General features: G+C 52.9%; 17 protein-coding genes, 1 tRNA gene and 1 pseudogene. 8 read left to right on the top strand and 11 right to left on the bottom strand.

All coding sequences use genetic code 11. The features are described 5' to 3' along the window. Window positions 1-362: 362 nt before the first annotated feature. The 4 genes from B5G03_RS08170 (at window position 363) to B5G03_RS17850 (ending at window position 2,638) form a co-directional block, all read left to right on the top strand. Window positions 363-668 (top strand): type II toxin-antitoxin system prevent-host-death family antitoxin, encoded by a 306-nt coding sequence (locus B5G03_RS08170; protein WP_087181229.1) that lies wholly within the window; start codon window positions 363-365, stop codon window positions 666-668. A 215-nt stretch (window positions 669-883) separates the two neighbouring features. Then, entirely contained in the window at window positions 884-1,942 is a 1,059-nt protein-coding gene (gene rsgA / locus B5G03_RS08165) for a ribosome small subunit-dependent GTPase A (RefSeq protein WP_087181228.1), read from the top strand. 10 nt (window positions 1,943-1,952) lie between these two features. After that, entirely contained in the window at window positions 1,953-2,318 is a 366-nt protein-coding gene (locus tag B5G03_RS17855) for an SAM-dependent methyltransferase (RefSeq protein ID WP_242962359.1), read from the top strand. Further along, on the top strand, window positions 2,318-2,638 hold the full coding sequence (locus B5G03_RS17850) for a hypothetical protein (RefSeq protein ID WP_242962357.1): 321 nt from the start codon (window positions 2,318-2,320) through the stop codon (window positions 2,636-2,638). The genes B5G03_RS17855 and B5G03_RS17850 overlap by 1 nt, the downstream gene beginning before the upstream one ends. A gap of 146 nt (window positions 2,639-2,784) precedes the next feature. On the opposite strand, the gene B5G03_RS08155 is transcribed toward B5G03_RS17850, so the two are convergent. From B5G03_RS08155 to B5G03_RS08130, 6 genes are all read right to left on the bottom strand, one after another. After that, on the bottom strand, window positions 2,785-3,387 hold the full coding sequence (locus tag B5G03_RS08155; RefSeq protein ID WP_087181227.1) for a hypothetical protein: 603 nt from the start codon (window positions 3,385-3,387) through the stop codon (window positions 2,785-2,787). A gap of 6 nt (window positions 3,388-3,393) precedes the next feature. Further along, the gene (locus B5G03_RS08150) at window positions 3,394-4,239 is read right to left on the bottom strand and encodes a metal ABC transporter permease (protein WP_164496672.1); all 846 of its coding nucleotides are present in this window, start codon (window positions 4,237-4,239) and stop codon (window positions 3,394-3,396) included. Next, entirely contained in the window at window positions 4,223-4,945 is a 723-nt protein-coding gene (locus tag B5G03_RS08145; RefSeq protein ID WP_087181226.1) for a metal ABC transporter ATP-binding protein, read from the bottom strand. The genes B5G03_RS08150 and B5G03_RS08145 overlap by 17 nt, the downstream gene beginning before the upstream one ends. A gap of 11 nt (window positions 4,946-4,956) precedes the next feature. Beyond that, entirely contained in the window at window positions 4,957-5,994 is a 1,038-nt protein-coding gene (locus B5G03_RS08140; RefSeq protein WP_087181274.1) for a metal ABC transporter substrate-binding protein, read from the bottom strand. 125 nt (window positions 5,995-6,119) lie between these two features. Next, window positions 6,120-6,416, bottom strand: a complete 297-nt coding sequence (locus B5G03_RS08135; protein ID WP_087181225.1) for a hypothetical protein — start codon at window positions 6,414-6,416, stop codon at window positions 6,120-6,122. Between the two features lie 36 nt (window positions 6,417-6,452). Next, the gene (locus tag B5G03_RS08130; protein WP_087181224.1) at window positions 6,453-6,848 is read right to left on the bottom strand and encodes a Fur family transcriptional regulator; all 396 of its coding nucleotides are present in this window, start codon (window positions 6,846-6,848) and stop codon (window positions 6,453-6,455) included. A gap of 439 nt (window positions 6,849-7,287) precedes the next feature. Between B5G03_RS08130 and B5G03_RS08125 the strand changes: the two genes are divergently transcribed. Both B5G03_RS08125 and B5G03_RS08120 read left to right on the top strand, forming a co-directional pair. Further along, on the top strand, window positions 7,288-10,233 hold the full coding sequence (locus B5G03_RS08125) for an EAL domain-containing protein (protein ID WP_087181223.1): 2,946 nt from the start codon (window positions 7,288-7,290) through the stop codon (window positions 10,231-10,233). 20 nt (window positions 10,234-10,253) lie between these two features. Then, window positions 10,254-10,529, top strand: coding sequence for a DUF1294 domain-containing protein (locus tag B5G03_RS08120; protein WP_242962355.1), 276 nt, complete (start codon window positions 10,254-10,256; stop codon window positions 10,527-10,529). Between the two features lie 123 nt (window positions 10,530-10,652). Here B5G03_RS08120 and B5G03_RS08115 read toward each other — a convergent pair. Continuing rightward, window positions 10,653-12,028, bottom strand: a pseudogene (locus tag B5G03_RS08115) (uracil-xanthine permease family protein). 210 nt (window positions 12,029-12,238) lie between these two features. Then, window positions 12,239-12,979: a DUF975 family protein gene (locus B5G03_RS08110; RefSeq protein ID WP_087181222.1), complete on the bottom strand. Its 741-nt coding sequence runs from the start codon at window positions 12,977-12,979 to the stop codon at window positions 12,239-12,241. A 310-nt stretch (window positions 12,980-13,289) separates the two neighbouring features. On the opposite strand from B5G03_RS08110, the gene adhE reads away from it, so the two are divergent. Then, window positions 13,290-15,920 (top strand): bifunctional acetaldehyde-CoA/alcohol dehydrogenase, encoded by a 2,631-nt coding sequence (gene adhE / locus B5G03_RS08105; RefSeq protein WP_206423614.1) that lies wholly within the window; start codon window positions 13,290-13,292, stop codon window positions 15,918-15,920. 213 nt (window positions 15,921-16,133) lie between these two features. Then, a tRNA-Pro gene (locus tag B5G03_RS08100) sits at window positions 16,134-16,210 on the top strand. Between the two features lie 254 nt (window positions 16,211-16,464). On the opposite strand, the gene B5G03_RS08095 is transcribed toward B5G03_RS08100, so the two are convergent. From B5G03_RS08095 to B5G03_RS08085, 3 genes are all read right to left on the bottom strand, one after another. Continuing rightward, window positions 16,465-16,647 (bottom strand): hypothetical protein, encoded by a 183-nt coding sequence (locus B5G03_RS08095; RefSeq protein WP_242962353.1) that lies wholly within the window; start codon window positions 16,645-16,647, stop codon window positions 16,465-16,467. A gap of 62 nt (window positions 16,648-16,709) precedes the next feature. Continuing rightward, a complete protein-coding gene (gene mobV, locus B5G03_RS08090; RefSeq protein ID WP_087181220.1) occupies window positions 16,710-17,693 on the bottom strand; it encodes a MobV family relaxase in 984 nt (327 codons plus the stop codon). Next, window positions 17,690-17,908 carry an LLM class flavin-dependent oxidoreductase gene (locus B5G03_RS08085; protein ID WP_481808410.1) on the bottom strand — a complete coding sequence of 73 codons (219 nt, stop codon included), beginning with the start codon at window positions 17,906-17,908 and terminating at the stop codon, window positions 17,690-17,692. The genes mobV and B5G03_RS08085 overlap by 4 nt, the downstream gene beginning before the upstream one ends. Window positions 17,909-18,038 lie beyond the last annotated feature (130 nt).

The raw sequence follows: 18,038 nt of genomic DNA, 5'->3' as shown, positions 1-18,038 counted from the left end.
AGGATACTGGAATGAGTTGCAGGTGTGGGGGAACCCCTTTTTCGTTTTTCACTAAACATGCTGCTATAAGTTTTGGGTGCAGCTTAAAATACGTTCAAGGTCTTTGATTTAGATGACTTCGGTTTTCTCTGGAGTGGAGGTATAGGATAGGCAGCGGTTCAGATCGCTGCGTACGGGTGTGATTTTTGTATAGGCCATTTTAAAGTAAAAGTCGTACCAAGGGCACAGCGGCGGAAAGGGAGAAAAAGGTCGCACAAAGGGTGTCTTTTTCGTGGATAGAATATGGAAGCAAACATGGTATAAAGATTGTTGTTATTTGCTTGCAGATGGGGTATGCTATTTTTAGAAAGGGGGCCGTATCGATGTCAATTGATATCCGTCCGGCATCTGCACTACGCACAGAATACAACGAGCTTGCGTCTCGTTCTCGCATGACTGGTCAGCCAATCTGCATTACACGAAATGGGGAAGGCGACGCGGTTTTGATGGGTTTGAATGCATATACCCGCCGTGAGGAAGAATTAGATCGGAGGGAGGCAACGCTGGAACACCGGGCTTTGGTACTGGAAGCTGAATTGGGCCGATTAAATGGAAAAACGACCTATACAGCAGACCAGGTGCGAGATCGGATTTGCCAGAATCTGCGAAGCCGGCAGGAGAAAAACTAGGAAAAATAAGAAAGTGAAGTGGGCCGGGCGATATTAAGCATTCGGATGGCAGGCAGCATCTGCTGCTTGTTTGGACTGACCAATCATCAGTCCCGGATACTTTTATGTTCTTCCGCCGTGGCACTGGGGGCTGATTTTGGTATCTAGGGTGTAATCAACCTGCTGAAAGGCTATGGAATGATAACCCCGGAGCTGAAGATTGAGAGGAGCATACATTGGAACAATTGAATCTCTATGGCATTTCAGAACGCTTTCGGGCAGAAGCAACGCTGTATCCGGACTATAAGCTGGCAAGAGTGATTTCGCAGCATCGCGGAAAGTATAAAGTGGTCACCGAGCAGGGAGAACTTTGGGCGGAGGTTTCCGGTAAGCTTCGGTATGATACGGAAGAACTTGCGCAGTATCCCACAGTTGGTGACTGTGTTATGGTGGATGTGCAGCCTGAACTGGCGATCATTCATCAGATACTGACACGGAAGAGTCTGTTCCTTCGTAAAGCGGTAGGAACATCCAAGCAGGCACAGCCGGTGGCATCCAATGTGGATGTTGTGTTTTTGTGCATGTCGCTTAACCAGAACTATAGCTTGAACCGAATGGAACGGTATCTTTCCATTGCCTGGGACAGTGGTGCCACGCCGGTCATTGTACTGACCAAAGCGGACCTGTGTGAAGATCTGCCGAACGCGATTTCGCAGGTTGAAAAAATTTCGGGCTTTTCCGATGTGATCACGCTGTCCATGTTCGATACAGACATTCGTGAGAAATTCCTGCGGTATTTCCAGAAGAATCAAATGTGTGCATTTATCGGGTCCTCCGGTGTGGGGAAATCGACGCTGATCAACAAGCTCCTTGGAGCTGCTGTGATTGCAACACAGGAGATTGGAAAAGGGGATAAAGGCCGGCATACGACCACGGCACGCGAGATGTTTCCCTGTCCGCTTGGTGGTGTGATCATTGACACGCCCGGAATGCGGGAGATGGGAGTGGAAAGCACAGATCTCTACAAAACCTTTGTGGAGATCGAGGAATTGGCGCAGCACTGCCGTTTTCGGGATTGCACGCACACAAACGAGCCGGGATGTGCTGTTTTGGCGGCAATAGCGTCCGGGGAACTGGAGGAACGCCGGCTGACAAGCTATCGCAAGCTGGCCACAGAATCCGGTTATGATGGCTTGAGTAGTAAGGAAATTGAGCTCAAGAAATGTGAGCGGATGTTTAAGGACATCGGTGGCATGAAGAATGCCAGGCGGTTTATCAACGAGAAGCGGAAATAAAAGGTGGAATATGATGGATTCTGACTTTTTGCATGAAAATATGATGGGACCCAATGCGTGGCTGCTTGCAGAAGAATTGACCTTAACATTACCTTTGAAAAAGGGGATGCGGGTTCTGGATTTGGGATGCGGACGTGGGGTGACATCGATTTTTCTGGCAAAGAAATTTGGGGTTCAGGTATTTGCAGTAGATTTGGGAATTTCTGCGACAGAGAACTACAACCGATTTCAGCGGATGGGCGTTGCGGATTTGATTATTCCCATGCAATTGGATGCGACCTCACTTCCTTTTGCGAAAGGTTTTTTTGATGCAGTGATCAGTGTTGACTCCTACCACTATTTTGGCAATAGTGATGCTACTTCTCAGAAGTTCTGATGCCTGTATTGAAAAAGGAAGCGATTGTTACCCTTACGTTTCCCGGTATGAAGTATGAAGTGAAGAATAATGTTCCGGAAGAAATGCTGCCGTTATGGGACCCGGAGGCATTGGAGATGTGGCATTCAATTGATTGGTGGAAGCCGAAATTTATTCCATATCTGAAGGAGCTTCAAGTCACTGAGATGGACTGTTTCGACGAAGCCTGGAGGGACTGGCTTTCTTGTGATAACCCCTACGCGGTCGAGGACAGGCTGATGATGGAAACAGACAATGGGCGTTTTATGAACCTGATCAAGCTTACAGGAAGCGTGCGATAAAAAAGAAAAGAACGTCTGAGTAGAAGTTCGAGGTACATATTCGTAGGTTAAATGCAAAAGCACCAGCCGAGAAGGCTGGTGCTTTTGCGTTGTGTTTGCGAATTAAGGGACGCAGAGCCCGGCTATATCCTGAAACAAGAGATTGGTTATAAGGCTGAAGGGGTTTCGAAAGTCACATTTTCCAGACGAAGAAAAATCATGCCATATTCCTCCAGGGAGCGGTCTGCCTGCAGTTCTCCAACAACAGTTACCTCCGAACCGAAATCCGGATAATCCTGTGGATAGACCGCATTTTCCGGCATGATGATTTCAAACCCCTGCGCACAGCATGCTGTGGCATCCTGCACGAGCACAGCGCAGGAGATCTGCTCTGTTTCCGGGTCCTGATTGGTCGTAAAAATGCCGGCCATCCGGATGGTCTTACCGATATACTCCTCCGGTGATACCGACATGTTGAAGGCCTCGGAATATACCATGATACTGCTGAGTGTGGTTAGATCGATATCCGGTTCCCCATCGGAGGATTCAGCCGAAGCTGCGGATGTATCCCCGGCGGATTCTTCCGGGGTGGTGGCGGAGCTGCTGGAGCCATCCGGTTCGGAAGAAGGGATATTTTCTGCCTGAGAACCTTCATCTGTCCCGGCAGAAGAGGAGGACGCTGTGCCGGATTGAATGGAACTGCTGCTTTCACCGCAGGCTGTGCATGTCAGAAGAAGAGCGGCAGCCAATAAAAGAATTGCTTTTTTCATGGAATGTTACCTCCTGACGGCCCAGCCCAGAAGCGAGCACAGGCCAAAAAGAAGAATTTCTACGGCAACGATGGTAGAGCCTACGGGGGTTCCCGCCAGAATCGCAATGAGGATACCGGCTGCGGCGCAGAATACGGCAAGGAGTGCGGCGCAAAGCGTGACCGAGCGGAAGCTGCGGAACAGACGCATGGCAGACATGGCGGGGAAGGTGACCAGAGCAGAGATCAGCAGCGAACCCACCAGATTCATAGCCATCACGATCACCACTGCGGTCACAACAGCCAGAAGCAGATTGTAGCCCTTTGCTCGGATGCCGGTGGCGGCGGCAAAGCTCTCGTCAAAGGTGACGGAAAAGATTTTGTGGTAGAAAAAGAAATACAGGAACACGACCACTGCCGACAGAACCACGCACAGCCACACCTCGGTTTTGGTAAGGGTGAGGATGGAGGTGGAGCCGAAAAGGGTGCTGCAAACATCTCCGCTCAGATTGGAGGAGGTGGAAAACACGTTCATCAGCAGATAACCGATGGCCAGCGCGCCCACAGAGAGCATGGCGATGGCAGCATCTCCCTTGATTTTGGTGTTTTGACCGGCGCACAGCAGCAGAATGGCACACAGGACAGTGATGCTCAGAACAAGGGGCATGTCATTGCTGAGACTCAGAACAGATGCGATCGCCATGGCACCAAAGGCCACATGAGACAGTCCGTCGCCAATAAAGGAAAAACGCTTGAGCACAAGCGTAACGCCCAGCAGGGAGGCACACAGGGCCACCAGAACACCCACTACAAGGGCATATTGAACAAAGGGGTAAGCCCAGTACTGGGCCAGCTTTTCAATCATCATGTCCATGCAGGCTGCCTCCTTTCAGCTCCCGATCCCGGTAGCCGGGATTGGCTTGGATAAACTCCTCTCGTGTTCCGAAAAAGACCTGTTCGCCCAGATAGAGAATGTGACTGGCATAACGAAGCGCGGCGCTCGTATCGTGGGAGATCATAAGGATGGTCATGCCATCCTCCTTGTTCAGCCGGGCAATCACCTGATACAGCTCCCGGCTTGCTGTGGGGTCCAGACCGGTAACCGGCTCATCCAGCAAAAGCATCTTCCGGGCAGCGCACAGGGCTCGTGCCAGCAATACCCGCTGTTGCTGCCCGCCGGACAGTTCCCGGTAACAGCGTCCGGAAAGGTGTGCCATATCCATGCGTGTAAGAGATTGACGGGCCAGTTCCTTTTCCGCCCGGGTATAAAAAGGGCGCAGACCGCACCGTCCCTGGCACCCGGAGAGCGCAACCTCCCAGACTGTAGCGGGGAAGTCCCGCTGTGTCTGCGTCTGCTGAGGAAGGTATCCGATTTCATTGGCGCGCACTCCATCGCCAAAGGTTACAGAGCCCTCCAAAGGTGCCAGCAGTCCCAGAATGGTTTTCATCAGGGTGGATTTTCCGGCGCCGTTTTCTCCCAGAATGCAGAGATAGTCTCCGGCGTGGACAGTGAAGCTAAGATCCCGCATCAGAGCGGAATGATAGCCCAGAGCCAGGCCCTGGCAATTGATCTGAATCATAAACGCTCCTCTCAGGCCAGTGCAGTTTTTAAGGTCTCAAGATTCTGCTCCATGATGGACAGATAACTCGCGCCTGCGGCCACATCGTCGGCGGTAACAGACTGCATGGAGTTGAGAACAAGAATCTGCTGATTTTTGGCAGTGGTGTTGTCCACCACGGTGCGGGCGATGTTGTGGGTGGCGGTTTCGGTGGTCAGCACACAGGGAAGCGACAGCGCATCCACTTTTTCGGCCAGAAACGCAACAGTCTCAAAGCTGGCTTCCGTTTCCGCCGAGCAGCCGGAAAATGCCGCATAGTAAGAAAGGCCGTAATTATCCACCAGATAGCGGAAGGGGAAGCGGTCCGCAAAGAGCAGGGTATGGTTGGAAGCGGAATCCACAACTGCCTGATACTGCCCGTCCAGTTCAGTCAGCTTTTGGATATAGGCGCTGGCATTTTCCGCATAAGCATCGCGATGGTCAGGGTCGATTTGCCCCAGCGTGTCGGCGATGGCATTGCACAGAATAACAGCGTGCTTTAAAGACAGCCAGATGTGTTCGTCGTTATGCGCATGGGTACACTCTTCAGAATGCTCGTGCTCATCATGCTCATCTGTGTGCTCATCATGGGGTTCATCCTCGTGAGAATGAAGGTGCGCGGTTTCCTGCATCCCTTCCACGGTCTCCTCGGCTTTTACCTGATCGCCCAGCAGGTCCATCAGATTTACAGCCACCAGGTCGGGGTTTGTGGCGTGAGACAATGCATCCTCCACCCAGGCGTCCGATTCACCGCCGGTATAGATGAACAGGTCGCATCCGGAGATGGTGACCATATCGTCGGCCGTGGGCTGAAAGCTGTGAAGGTCAACACCATTATCCAAGAGCATGGTCAGCTCCACATGGTCGGCTTGATCGCCCAGGATCTGCCGTACCCAATCGTATTCCGGGAAAATGGTGGTGACGATTCGCAGCTTTTTGCCGTCATTTTCAGGTGCGGCGGCAGAGTGACAACCGGTCAGAAAACCGGCTGCTATGACAAGAGAAAGAAGGATGGAAATGATTCGATTCATGAAAAGAAAACCTCCGAATTCAAACAAAAAAACGAAAAAAGGGCGCAAAAATACAAGGGGTCCGGCAGTGCCGGGCGCACCTGCTTAAAATGGGCAGACGTATCCCCTTTGTGGTTCGTTTTTGTTTAATTCAGCAGTTTTACTTTTTGGGAAACCAGAGAAGATGCAACGGATACATACGGACGACGCAGGATCAGCAGCAGGGCAAAGAAGCACAGCACACCAAAGCCTGCGGGTTTTGCGCAGGCGCTGGAAAGCTGAGATAAAAGGGTCTGGCAGGTCTGGATCTGGTGGCAGATGGCACAATGCTCTCTGCTGCAATCGTGGTTTGTTTCCAGAGCGATGAAGAAGACGGAGAAGAGCAGGGCAGCTGCCACAAGCACAGTGGCGCAAACGGCGGCAAAGCGGTTTTTCTGGTGCATGTTCTTCTCTCTCCTTCGGGTATCGCGAGGCGATGTTTATTTTTGATGGCAGCTTTGGCAGGTGCCGTATAAAACAGTGTTGAGAATATCCAGATCAAATCCATCCAGTTCGGCCATGGCACGCGTCAGCCGCGCGGTATGTTCCGAATTCATGTGGAAGGTTTTTCCGCAGCAGGTGCAGGTCATGTGCAGATGAGAATGGCAATCCGGCGTGCCGATATACTGATAATAGGCTGCTCTGCCGCCGGATTTTATGCTCTTGCGGATAAGGCCTTTTGTCTCCAGCTGGGAAAGATTTCGATAAACGGCGCTAAGACTGATCTGCTGTTCGTGCAGCGCCTGGGCGATCTGCTGCACAGACAGCAGCTGATCCGGGTGCTGCTCCAAAAAGGCGACCAAAAGGTCCCGCTGGCGAGTGTCGTAGTTTTTCATTGACGCACCCTCTTTGAATTTGCGAATTATTTGCAAATTAGGATAGCATCCCCGCCGCTGTTTTGTCAAGAAGCAGTTCGCTTTTTGCAAGCATCGAACATTCGGGTGGACTTACCGGAGCAAAATGCGATGATGCGCAATGTGTGAATGACGGCAAAAAAGGAATGCCAGTTTGATTCTGGCGAAAGGAGTGAAAAATGGGCTGCGGAAAGCAACATAGTGAATATCGGCGTATCTGCTGTTGGCAGGTGTAGGAAGCTGAAGGAATCGGCATTTATAAAAGCAGATGGAACCCGTAAAGGTTAAAAAACTGGATATTTATATGCTTGTATGTTATATTTATATCATTGGAGCATTTGCTGTGCTACAGATAAAACGTGCACAATCCTGCAGAACAATCATGCGCGGCGTTGTGTGTGAAGGACGAGGCGTTTGAATAATGGAATTAGAGCAGTTTCAGGCACAGAGCGATCCGACCGGATGGATGGAGCAGATCAGCCAGAGCACAGGGGACTACTATTATTTCTATGATTTCTCCACGGGGCTGGTCCATTTCACCTGGAATGCTCTGAAAGCGACGCATATTTTTCAACTGGAAAAACCGGTGTGCACATTGGAGCAGTGGTGCGAACATGTGGATGACCGGGATGTTTCCCGCCTGAAACGGGTGGTGGAGGATCTTTTGAACGGAAGGCTCAAGAGCTATTCCTTTAATTACCGGGTCAAGAACTGTTGCGGAGAGAGTGTCTGGATTAACAGCCGGGGAAAGGCGTTCCAAAATGAAAAAGGCAAGATTGCCTATGCGCTGGGCCGCCTGTCCAGCGGTGCCGCCCGTGAAGAGGAAAGGTTCAACAGCCAGAAGCTGCGGGAAGAGCTGGAAGGCTATCTGACACAGGCTCATCCCGGTTTTCTCCTGTTAATTGGCGTGGATAATCTGCGCACTCTGAATCTGAAAAACGGGCGGGATTTTGGCGATGCCCTTTTGCGGGATGTGAAATTTATCCTGCAGGATGAGGTGCCCGAGGGCTGCGAGGTTTACCGGATCAGCGGCGACTGGTTTGCGGTCAATCTGCCCGATCTGACGGCGGTAAAGGTGAGCCGCATTTTCGCAAAGGCCCGGGAGCGGCTGCACGGTCAGTGCACCATTTCGGCGGGATGCGTTTCCTTCACAGACTATCATGTGGACGATAAGGACACACTGCTGCAATATGTGGAGTTTTCGCTGGAGGACGCCAAAAACCACGGCAAGGACCGGATGAGCTTTTTCTCGCCGGAAAATTACGAGGAGCAGCTGCGGAGCCTGGAGCTGAAAGAGGAGCTGCGCAGATGTATTGACGAGGGCTTTACCGGCTTTTCGCTGGAGTATCAGCCTCAGCTTGGTCTGGGCGATTGCACGGTATACGGGGCCGAAGCACTGCTTCGGTTTACCTCTCCGCGAAAGGGGCGGGTGTCGCCCGCAGAGTTCATTCCGCTGCTGGAACAGAACGGTCTGATCTGTGAAGTGGGGCTCTGGGTGCTGAAAGAGACGCTGCAGGCCTGCAAAAAATGGCGGGAGGTCATGCCGGGTCTGCATGTGAGCGTGAACATGTCTTATGTGCAGCTGACACAGGAATCCATTGAGGAAGATGTGCTGGAGGTGCTGCGTTCCAGCGGCCTGCCGGGCGATGCGCTCACCATCGAAGTGACCGAAAGCATGCAGCTGCAGGATTACCCTTACCTGAACAAGATATTCCACCGCTGGAAGGAAGCGGGGATCGAGATTTCGGTGGATGATTTCGGCACCGGCTATTCCAGCCTGGGGCGTTTGAAAAACATGGAGGTCGACGAGATCAAGGTCGACCGCAGTTTTGTGACCAATATCCAGAGAAGCGCCTACAATTACCGGCTGCTGAGCAATATCATTGAGCTGGCAAACGGTTCGCAGATCCGCGTCTGCTGCGAAGGCGTGGAAACGGTGGAGGAGCTGGAGGTTCTTCGGAAGCTCAAACCGGAACTGGTTCAGGGCTTTTTGCTGGCAAAGCCCTGCCCGGAGGACAAGTTTGCGGAAGCCTGCATCAGAATCCGGAATCTGGATTTGAAAAAGGAGCCTGAGCTGCCGGCCCGGCAGAGAACGGAAGCCGGGGCGGGCGAGGAGCTTGCCGGGGTGCAGGATGATGTGGCCGAGATCATTCTGAATGCGGAAAATGATGTGTTCTATCTGAGCGATCTGACCAGCTACGAGCTTTACTATCTGAATCCCGCAGGGCAGCGCCTGTTCGGCGTGCAGGATTACAAAGGCGAAAAATGCTATAAAATCCTGCATGGAAAAAACGCACCCTGCGATTTCTGCACCAACGATGTGATCAGCAAGGATTCCTTTTATATCTGGGAAAACCAGAACGAGTACTGCGGCCGCCATTTCCTTCTGAAGGATCGAATCGTTCAGTATCGGGGCATCCCAACCCGGATGGAAGTTGCGCTGGATGTGACAAAGCAGGAATATGTGAGCCAGAATGCGCGGGAACGTCTGTTCTTTGCCGAGAAAATTGCGGATTATCTGGATACACTGTCCCGCCATGCAGACTTTGAAAAGGCTGTGAATCAGGTGCTGGCGTCGGTGGGCGATTTTTATCAGGCGGATCGCGCTTATCTGTTTGAACCGGCGTCGGAGCACGACGGCCACTGGAACAACACCTTTGAATGGTGCGCGCAGGGCGTCGTTCCCCAAAGAGATGCCCTGCAGCGGGTGCCACCTCAGGCTGTGAGCCGCTGGATGGAGATCTTCAAGAAGGAGCAGTCGGTAATCATTCTGAATCTGGCCCCGCTCCAGCAGGCTTCGCCGCACGAATGGGCGGTGCTGGAACGCCAGAATATCCAGCGGCTGATTGTGGCCCCCCTGCGGGAAAACGGAACAACCATCGGCTTCATCGGTGTGGACAATCCCCGCACCTGCATCCACGATGATACCCATGTTCGGGTGCTTGCCAGCTTTTTGTTGGCCCGAATCCGGCAGGATCGGAACGAGCACCGCTATCAGGTGCTTTTGCAGCATAGCAACGAGGATCTGCTGCAAAGCCTTCAGGTGGGCTTCTGGAGCATCCGGCGGGATCAGGGAAAGGCTTCCCGGATGATTGTGAACGACACCATGGAAAAGGTGCTGGAATTCGAGCAGTCCGATACGCCGGTGCAGCGCTACAGCTACTGGTATGACCGGATCCCCGAGGAGGAAAGAAAAACGGTGGATCGGGCGCTGGAACAAATGCGAACCGCCGGCACGGTGGTGCAGGTGTGTTTCCCCTGGAATCATCCCCGGCTTGGCCGGGTCACCCTGCGCTTTTCCGGGCTGGTTCTTGAAGACGGTGAGCAATACTGCAAATGGAAAGGGTATTGCCGTCTGGTCGATTGATAAACAAAGGAGAGCATTATTTGAAGCAGATACTGATTGGATTACTGGTATACTGGGTGCTGATCAGCCTGATTTCCGTGGCCGTATGTGCCTGGGATAAACGTCAGGCGAAAAAGGGCGGGCGCAGAGTTCCGGAAAACACCCTGCTGCTGCTTTGTGTGCTGGGCGGAAGCGCCGCGTTCTGGGCGGCGATGTATCGTTTCCACCACAAGACCCGCAAGCCGAAATTTTATCTGGGCGTTCCAGCCATTTTACTTGCGCAGGTTGCAATTGCAATCTGGCTTCTGGTTCGCTGATGTGCAGAATACATATAATCATATAAAAGAAATCCGGAGCCGCATCGAATACGGTTCCGGATTTTTTATATGATTCAGTTTTTCAATTGCCTGGCTCCGCCGCCTGCTGCGGCTGGCAGACAATCAGACACGCAGGCTGGCGCCTTCGCCGGTGCCGGTGCTGTCGTCAAACTCATAGGTGTTGCCGGGCAGCACCGCGTTGAGCAGAATGCCAGCAATGGCGGCGATGGCCAGACCGGACAGGTTGATGGTCACATTGGCGACGGTGAAGCTCAGACCGCCCACCGAGTTGAAGCCCAGGGCGCAGACCAGAATGACCGCGGCGATGATCAGGTTGCGGGAGTTGGTGAAGTCCACCTGATTTTCCACCACGTTGCGCACGCCGATCGCGGAGATCATGCCATACAGCACAAAGCTGATGCCGCCGATGATGCCGGCGGGGATGGAATTGATGATGGCGTCGAACTTGGGGCTGAAGCTCAGGATCATGGCGAATACGGCCGCAATGCGGATCACCCGGGGATCGTAGATTTTGGTCAGAGCCAGAACGCCGGTGTTTTCGCCGTAGGTGGTGTTGGAGGGGCCGCCGAGCAGACCGGCCATGCTGGTGGCAAGGCCATCGCCCAGCAGAGTGCGGTTCAGACCGGGGTTACGGATGAAGTTTTTGCCCACAGTGGCGCTGATGGAGGCCACGTCGCCCACATGCTCCATCATGGTGGCCAGAGCAATGGGCACGATGGTCAGTACTGCGCTGATGAATTCGGGGCTTCCGTCAATGGCAAACAGGCCCATGGCCTTGGGGTTCAGGGGAATGCCGAACCAGTCGGCCTGCATTACGCCGGAGAAGTCCACCGCACCGGTGACCAGAGCCACCACATAAGAAACGAGAACGCCCAGCAGAATGGGGAGAATTTTGATCATGCCCTTGCCCCAGATGTTGCACGCAATCACGGTGCCCAGTGCCACAAAGGCCAGCAGCCAGTTGGTCTGGCAGTTGGTGATGGCGGAGGGAGCCAGAATCAGACCGATGGCGATGATGATGGGGCCGGTCACCACAGGGGGGAACAGCTTCATGATGCGACGGATGCCGAATACCGAAATCAGCAGGCTGAACACCACATACACCAGACCGCTCAGCGCCACACCTGCACAGGCGTAGGGCAGCATTTCGGTGTTGGGAACGGTCTGCTGGCCGCTTTCATTCATCAGCATGGGTGCGACAATGGAAAAACCGCCCAGATAGGCAAACGAGGAACCCAGAAAAGCAGGAACCTTGCCGCCGGTGATCAGATGGAACAGCAGCGTGCCCAGACCGGACACAGCAGCGTGGTGGAAACGCTCAGGCCGGTGATCAGTGGCACAAGCACGGTTGCGCCGAACATGGCGAACATGTGCTGCAGGCCAAGAATCAGAACACGGGGTTTGCCTAGGGCGGTTGCATCGTAGATGCCTTGAGAATAGTCGGCAGATGGCGATGCGTTTTTTGCTTCTTTGCTCATAGAATAAAAAGCCTCCTCATTTTCATACGGACGTTCCGAACCGTGCCGTATATAGTCAACTTATCCTATCAAAAACAGAGCCTTGATGCAAAGTTGCTTTTGGAAAAAGCCAGAGCGAAAAATTGGTGAATTAGCCAAAAAGATGGGCTTTGCCCCGAGCGGTCACGACCGCAGGCAAAGCCCATCTTTAAATCATTGATTGGAATAAGGTCAGTACTGTGCAAACCCGCTCAGCTCGTCCGGGCCGGTGATGCCGGTATCCATGGCCTTGCTGCGGGCGGCGGCATACAGCTCTGCGTAGGTGGCCTGTGCATAGGGATTTACAAAAATTCCGCCGATCACTACGATCGCACCCAGCAGATACCAACCGAGGAAGGACAGATCCAGCACAAAGATGTCCATTTTCTCGCCGTCAGTCATGGCGATGCTCAGTTCCTTGGCCCGCTCAAAACTCATGTACGGGTTTTCCGCCAGCAGATAGGGGATATAATAATATTGATATTCCTTATAAATGCCGGGAATTAAGCACAGCAGAGTCCACAAAAAGATGAACAGGTTCCGCAGGAACATTACCTTGACCACGTTCAAATAGGCATCCTTGTTGCTGAATACCGAGAACAGGCTGCTGAACGGGGGATTGCCGCAGCGGTTTTCCATCATGTAGCGGCACTGTGCCACCTTCATGGGGCCGCCCACGAAGATTCCCCAGGCCATGCCCAGCAGGCCGATCACAATGACCAAAATCCACATGACAGAGAAAATGAGTGACCAGTAGGAGTCATAACCAAAACTGTCCAGTTCCAAAAGCTGAGTCGGCAGGTTGAAATTCACCATACCACCGGAGCCTGCACCCAGCAGACTGCAAACCAAACAGGCCACAAATACCCGCCAATAGCTGCCGCGCAGCACATTGCGCGCGTTGCTTTTTAAAAGTTTTCGGGACCAATACATAAAATCGCCTCCTCAAAGGTTGCTGTTTGTTGTATCATTATAGCATAAGGTGTGTTTTCTGCCTAGGCGCTATGAAAAAGAAAGGGGGACGGAAAGCGGCCATAGCCCGGGCGGTTAAAATCGTTTCCCAAAAGCAGAAAGCGAGGTGTTGTATAGTTTGACAAAAACATTGTTATCGTTCTAACAATGTTTGGGAAACTGGTGCATTGTTATTCAATTAACAATATGATATCATGTTGTCAGTGGGGCGGAACAGGAAACTGCAGCCCCGGTTGTTTTGAATCAATCGTTTGAAAGGATGGCAGAACCAATGGCAGAACAGAAGAAAGCTAAGGTTGAAACCGTTGAAACTGTAGAGAACGGCAAGTCCGAAGTTCAGGTAATGATCGACGGCCTGGTCGAAAAGGCCCAGAAGGCTCTTCAGGAGTTTTTGAGCTATGATCAGGAGACCATCGACCACATCGTTCACGAGATGGCTCTGGCTGGCCTGGACAAGCACCAGGAACTGGCACGCATGGCTGTGGAAGAGACCGGCCGCGGCGTGTATGAAGATAAAGTTATCAAGAACATGTTTGCCACCGAGTACATCTGGCATAACATCAAGAAGGAAAAGACCGCTGGCATCCTGGAAGAGAACGACATGGAAGGCTATGTGGAAGTTGCTGAGCCCGTGGGCGTAATCTGCGGTGTTACTCCTACCACCAACCCCACCTCCACCACCCTGTTCAAATGTCTGATTGCGGTCAAGACCCGCAACCCCATCATCTTCGGCTTCCATCCCTCCGCTCAGAAGTGCAGCGCCGAGGCCGCCCGCATCGTTTACGAAGCCGCTGTTAAGGCTGGCGCTCCCGAGAACTGCATCCAGTGGATCGACAAGCCCAGCATCGACGCTACCGGCGCTCTGATGAATCACCCCGGCGTTGCCACCATCTTGGCCACCGGTGGCCCTGGCATGGTTAAGGCTGCTTACTCCTGCGGCAAGCCCGCTCTGGGCGTTGGCGCCGGCAACGTGCCCTGCTTCATCGAGAAGACTGCAGACCTGCATCGCGCCTGCACCGACCTGATGATGTCCAAGACCTTCGACAACGGCATGATCTGCGCTTCCGAGCAGGCTGTCATCGTTGCCAAGGAGCTGACCAAGGACTTCGAGGAGTACATGAAGAAGAACAACTGCTACTTCCTGAACCCCGAAGAAGTTGAGAAGCTGACTAAGTACATGTTCCCCGACCCCAACAAGGGCGTGTTCGCTCCCGTTGTTGGTAAGTCTGCCAACTGGATCGCCGAGCAGGCTGGCCTGAAGGTTCCCGAGAAGACCAAGATCCTGATCGCTCCTCTGCCTGAACCCTCCGAGCAGTACCCCCTGAGCAAGGAGAAGCTGAGCCCCGTTCTGGCCTACTTCGTAGCCAAGGACAACGAGCAGGGCTTCGCCTATGCCAACAAGATGCTGGAGCTGGGCGGCCTGGGCCACTCCGCCGTTATCCACACCGGCGACATGAAGGTTGCCGACGAGTACGGCATTGCAATGCGCGTTGGTCGTATCATCGTGAACAGCCCCTCTTCTCAGGGTGCTATCGGTGATATCTACAACACCAATACTCCTTCTCTGACCCTGGGCTGCGGCAGCTACGGTAAGAACTCCGTGAGCCAGAACGTTACCACCGTAAACCTGGTCAACAAAAAGCGCATCGCGAAACGGAGAGTTAATATGCAGTGGTTCAAGGTTCCCCCGAAGATCTATTTCGAGGAAGATTCCATCCAGTACCTGGAGAAGATGGAGGGCATCAGCCGCGCCTTCATCGTAACCGACCCCGTGATGGTTCAGCTGGGCAATGTGGACAAGATCCTGCATTACCTGCGTAAGCGTGAGCAGTACTGCCACAGCGAGATCTACTCCGACGTTGAGAGCGATCCCAGCGTAGAGTGCATCATGCGTGGTGTGGACGCCATGCGCGCCTTCAACCCCGACGTAATCATCGCCATCGGCGGCGGTAGCGCCATCGACGCTGCCAAGGGCATGTGGCTGTTCTACGAGCATCCCGAAACCAGCTTCGACGGTCTGCGTCAGCGCTTCCTGGATATCCGTAAGCGCGCCTTCAAGTTCCCCAAGCTGGGCGCCAAGACCAAGCTGGTCGCTATCCCCACCACTTCCGGTACCGGTTCTGAGGTTACCAGCTTCTCCGTTATCACCGACAAGAAGAACGGCAACATCAAGTATCCTCTGGCCGACTACGCTCTGACTCCCGACGTGGCCATCATCGATCCTCAGTTCACCCGCAGCATGCCCAAGAGCATCGTTGCCGACACTGGTCTGGACGTTCTGACCCACGCCATCGAGGCTTACGTTTCCGTTATGGCCAGCGATTACACCGATGGTCTGGCTCTGCAGGCTACCGAGATGGTATTCCACTATCTGCAGGCTTCCTACAACGGCGACAACCTGGCTCGCGAGAAGATGCACAACGCTTCCTGCATCGCCGGTATGGCTTTCACCAACGCCTTCCTGGGCCTGAACCACTCCATGGCTCATAAGCTGGGCGGTGAGTTCCACATCCCCCATGGTCGTGCCAACGCCATCCTGCTGCCCTACGTGATCGCTTACAATGCGACCCGTCCCAGCAAGTTTGCTGCGTTCCCCAAGTACAAGGAGTACATCGCCGACGAGCGTTACGCTAAGCTGGCTTGGCGCTGCGGCCTGTGCAACGTAGGCACCGAGACTCAGACCGCTGTGAACAGCCTGATCGAGGCCGTTCGCAACCTGATGAAGGCTACCGATCGTCCCATGACCATCCGCGATTGCGGCATCTCTGAGGAAGAGTTCCTGGCCAAGGTGGACGAGCTGTCCTACAAGGCCTTCGAGGACCAGTGCACCACCGCCAACCCGGTGTACCCCCTGGTCAGCGAGATCAAGGAGCTGTACCTGAAGGCTTACTACGGCAACTAATCGATCGCATAAACACAAAAAGGGGCAGCCGCAAGGCTGCCCTTTTTTGAATGTTCCGGCGAAACAGGTTTTGGATCAAAGCCCACAACAGGGGAAAAAGAGAAAAATCGAACGCGTTAAATTTTTTAAAAATTCTTTGAAAAAAGAGTTGACATCTGTCGAGGGATGCGCTATAATAAACAACGTCGCCGGTGAGAACACCGGGCCAGACATCCGGGTGTAGCGCAGTTTGGTAGCGCGCTTGAATGGGGTTCAAGAGGCCGTGAGTTCGACTCTCGCCACTCGGACCAAAAGATAGAAATCCGAACTTAATCTTCCAAGTTGGAGATGGGTTCGGGTTTCTTCTTTTTACAGAAAATCTGGATTTAATCCGATAAACGAAAAAAGGCGGGCTTTCCTCGTTGGTTTGAGGAAAGCCCGCCTTTTCGTGTGTAAACCTCTCATATAGTAAATATGGTTTGAAAGTCCCCTTTGGCATAAAGATGATTTGGTATTATGTATATCAAGTGCCCGAAGTGAGCACTTGATCGGAGATTGAATTGTTTTATCCAGCTTTAGCCATATGCTGTTCCAGCTGTTGTTCCTCCTTCCACTGGGCAAACTGACGCTGCCCTTCTTCGCTGGCGTAAAACTTTTCAATCTCTGGCAGCAGCACACGAACCAAAGCTTCCATCTCGTGCTGTGGAATTCCGGTGCCGTAGTCATTTACCTTTTTCTTTTTTGCCAAATGGTGTACCTCCATAATAGATTTGCATATACGTGCAAAGAAAAAGCCGCCACATATGGCGGTCACAAGTTTTGCTCAATAGGCCGCTCCTTTCTCCCGGAGCCACGGGTATACACATCCAGAACTTCCTTTGGGATACGATCAAGAACCGCCACAGCGTCAGCATAGTCCCGCCGCAGCTTGGCATCGGCCAGCTGCTTCAAAGTGCTTTCTTGGGTTGCTTTCTCTAGGGATTGCTCCAGCTGTGCATTCTCCTGTTTCAGCTTTTTGTTCTCCACGGTGGTTTCTGTAAATGCCACCTGATACTTTTTCATGGTGCTGTGCATCTGCTCCACAGCCGGAATATACTTGTCCAGCAGAGCTGCAATCTCGGCAGCTCTGCTTTTCGCGTTAAAGGCTCCAATGCCGGACAGCAGTTCCTCCAGCTTGGCTTTTTGCTTGGTCAGTCGGGTCATCTCTTTGAACACTCTGGGCGGGATGTGGTCACGTCCGGTCTGGCTGGCACTTTCACCACGCTCCAGGTCGGGATATTTTCGTACCATGTGTTCCCAGAACTTGTCCTGCCACTGGGTCAGCTTTTTCTTGTTTCCCACGATTTCCTTGGCGCTGAGCCTGCCATCCGCAGTCAGTGGGACAAAAGAAAGGTGCATATGGGGCGTTTTCTCGTCCATATGCACCACAGCGGATATGATTGTTTTGGGGTCTAGGTTTTGCTGGAGAAAGGACAGCGCCTCTTGAAAATAGGCTCTGATCTCAGATTTCTTCTTTCCCCGAAAGAACTCCGGTGTGGCAGTTACCAGGGCTTCCACAACTCGAACACTGTCTGACCGGGTACGGCAACCGGCTTCTTTGATCTGCCGCTCTGCCTCCGCACGATATTTTCGCTCCGGCTCGATCAGATGGAAATTGTACTTGCTCCTGCTGATGTCCACATCGGGGTTGCTGGCGTATTTCTCTTTGGTTCGCTCGTTGTGGGCTTCAATATTCCCGATCTCCGGCCCCTTGTACTTGGCAAAGCGGAGAATGGCATACTGCGGCTTGCTCATACTCTGTCCCTCCGTTTCTGCCAGATCAGGTCATAGCCCAGCACATCGGCCAGCTCTACGACCTCCTTGTAGCGGATGGATTCCCGCTGGAGCTTGGCGGACAGGTTGGAAACGCTGTTCGACCAGCCATATTCCTCATGGAGCCGGTCAACTACCTCCTGCATGGTGTATCCGGCCCGGACAATCTGTGCCTTGATCTCGTTGCGTACCGTCATCATCAAAAATCCTCCTAAATTTACTTGATAAAAAGCGAAGCCGGTACGCCCTCTGGCATAACCGCTTCGCTGTGTCGTGAAAAATTCTCTTGACAACAAATCCGTTCAGACTTGCCAGTGAGATGTCCTG

Source organism: Gemmiger sp. An50 (assembly GCF_002161595.1).
Classification (GTDB): domain Bacteria; phylum Bacillota; class Clostridia; order Oscillospirales; family Ruminococcaceae; genus Allofournierella.
This window is presented reverse-complemented; position numbering and strand designations above follow the sequence as displayed.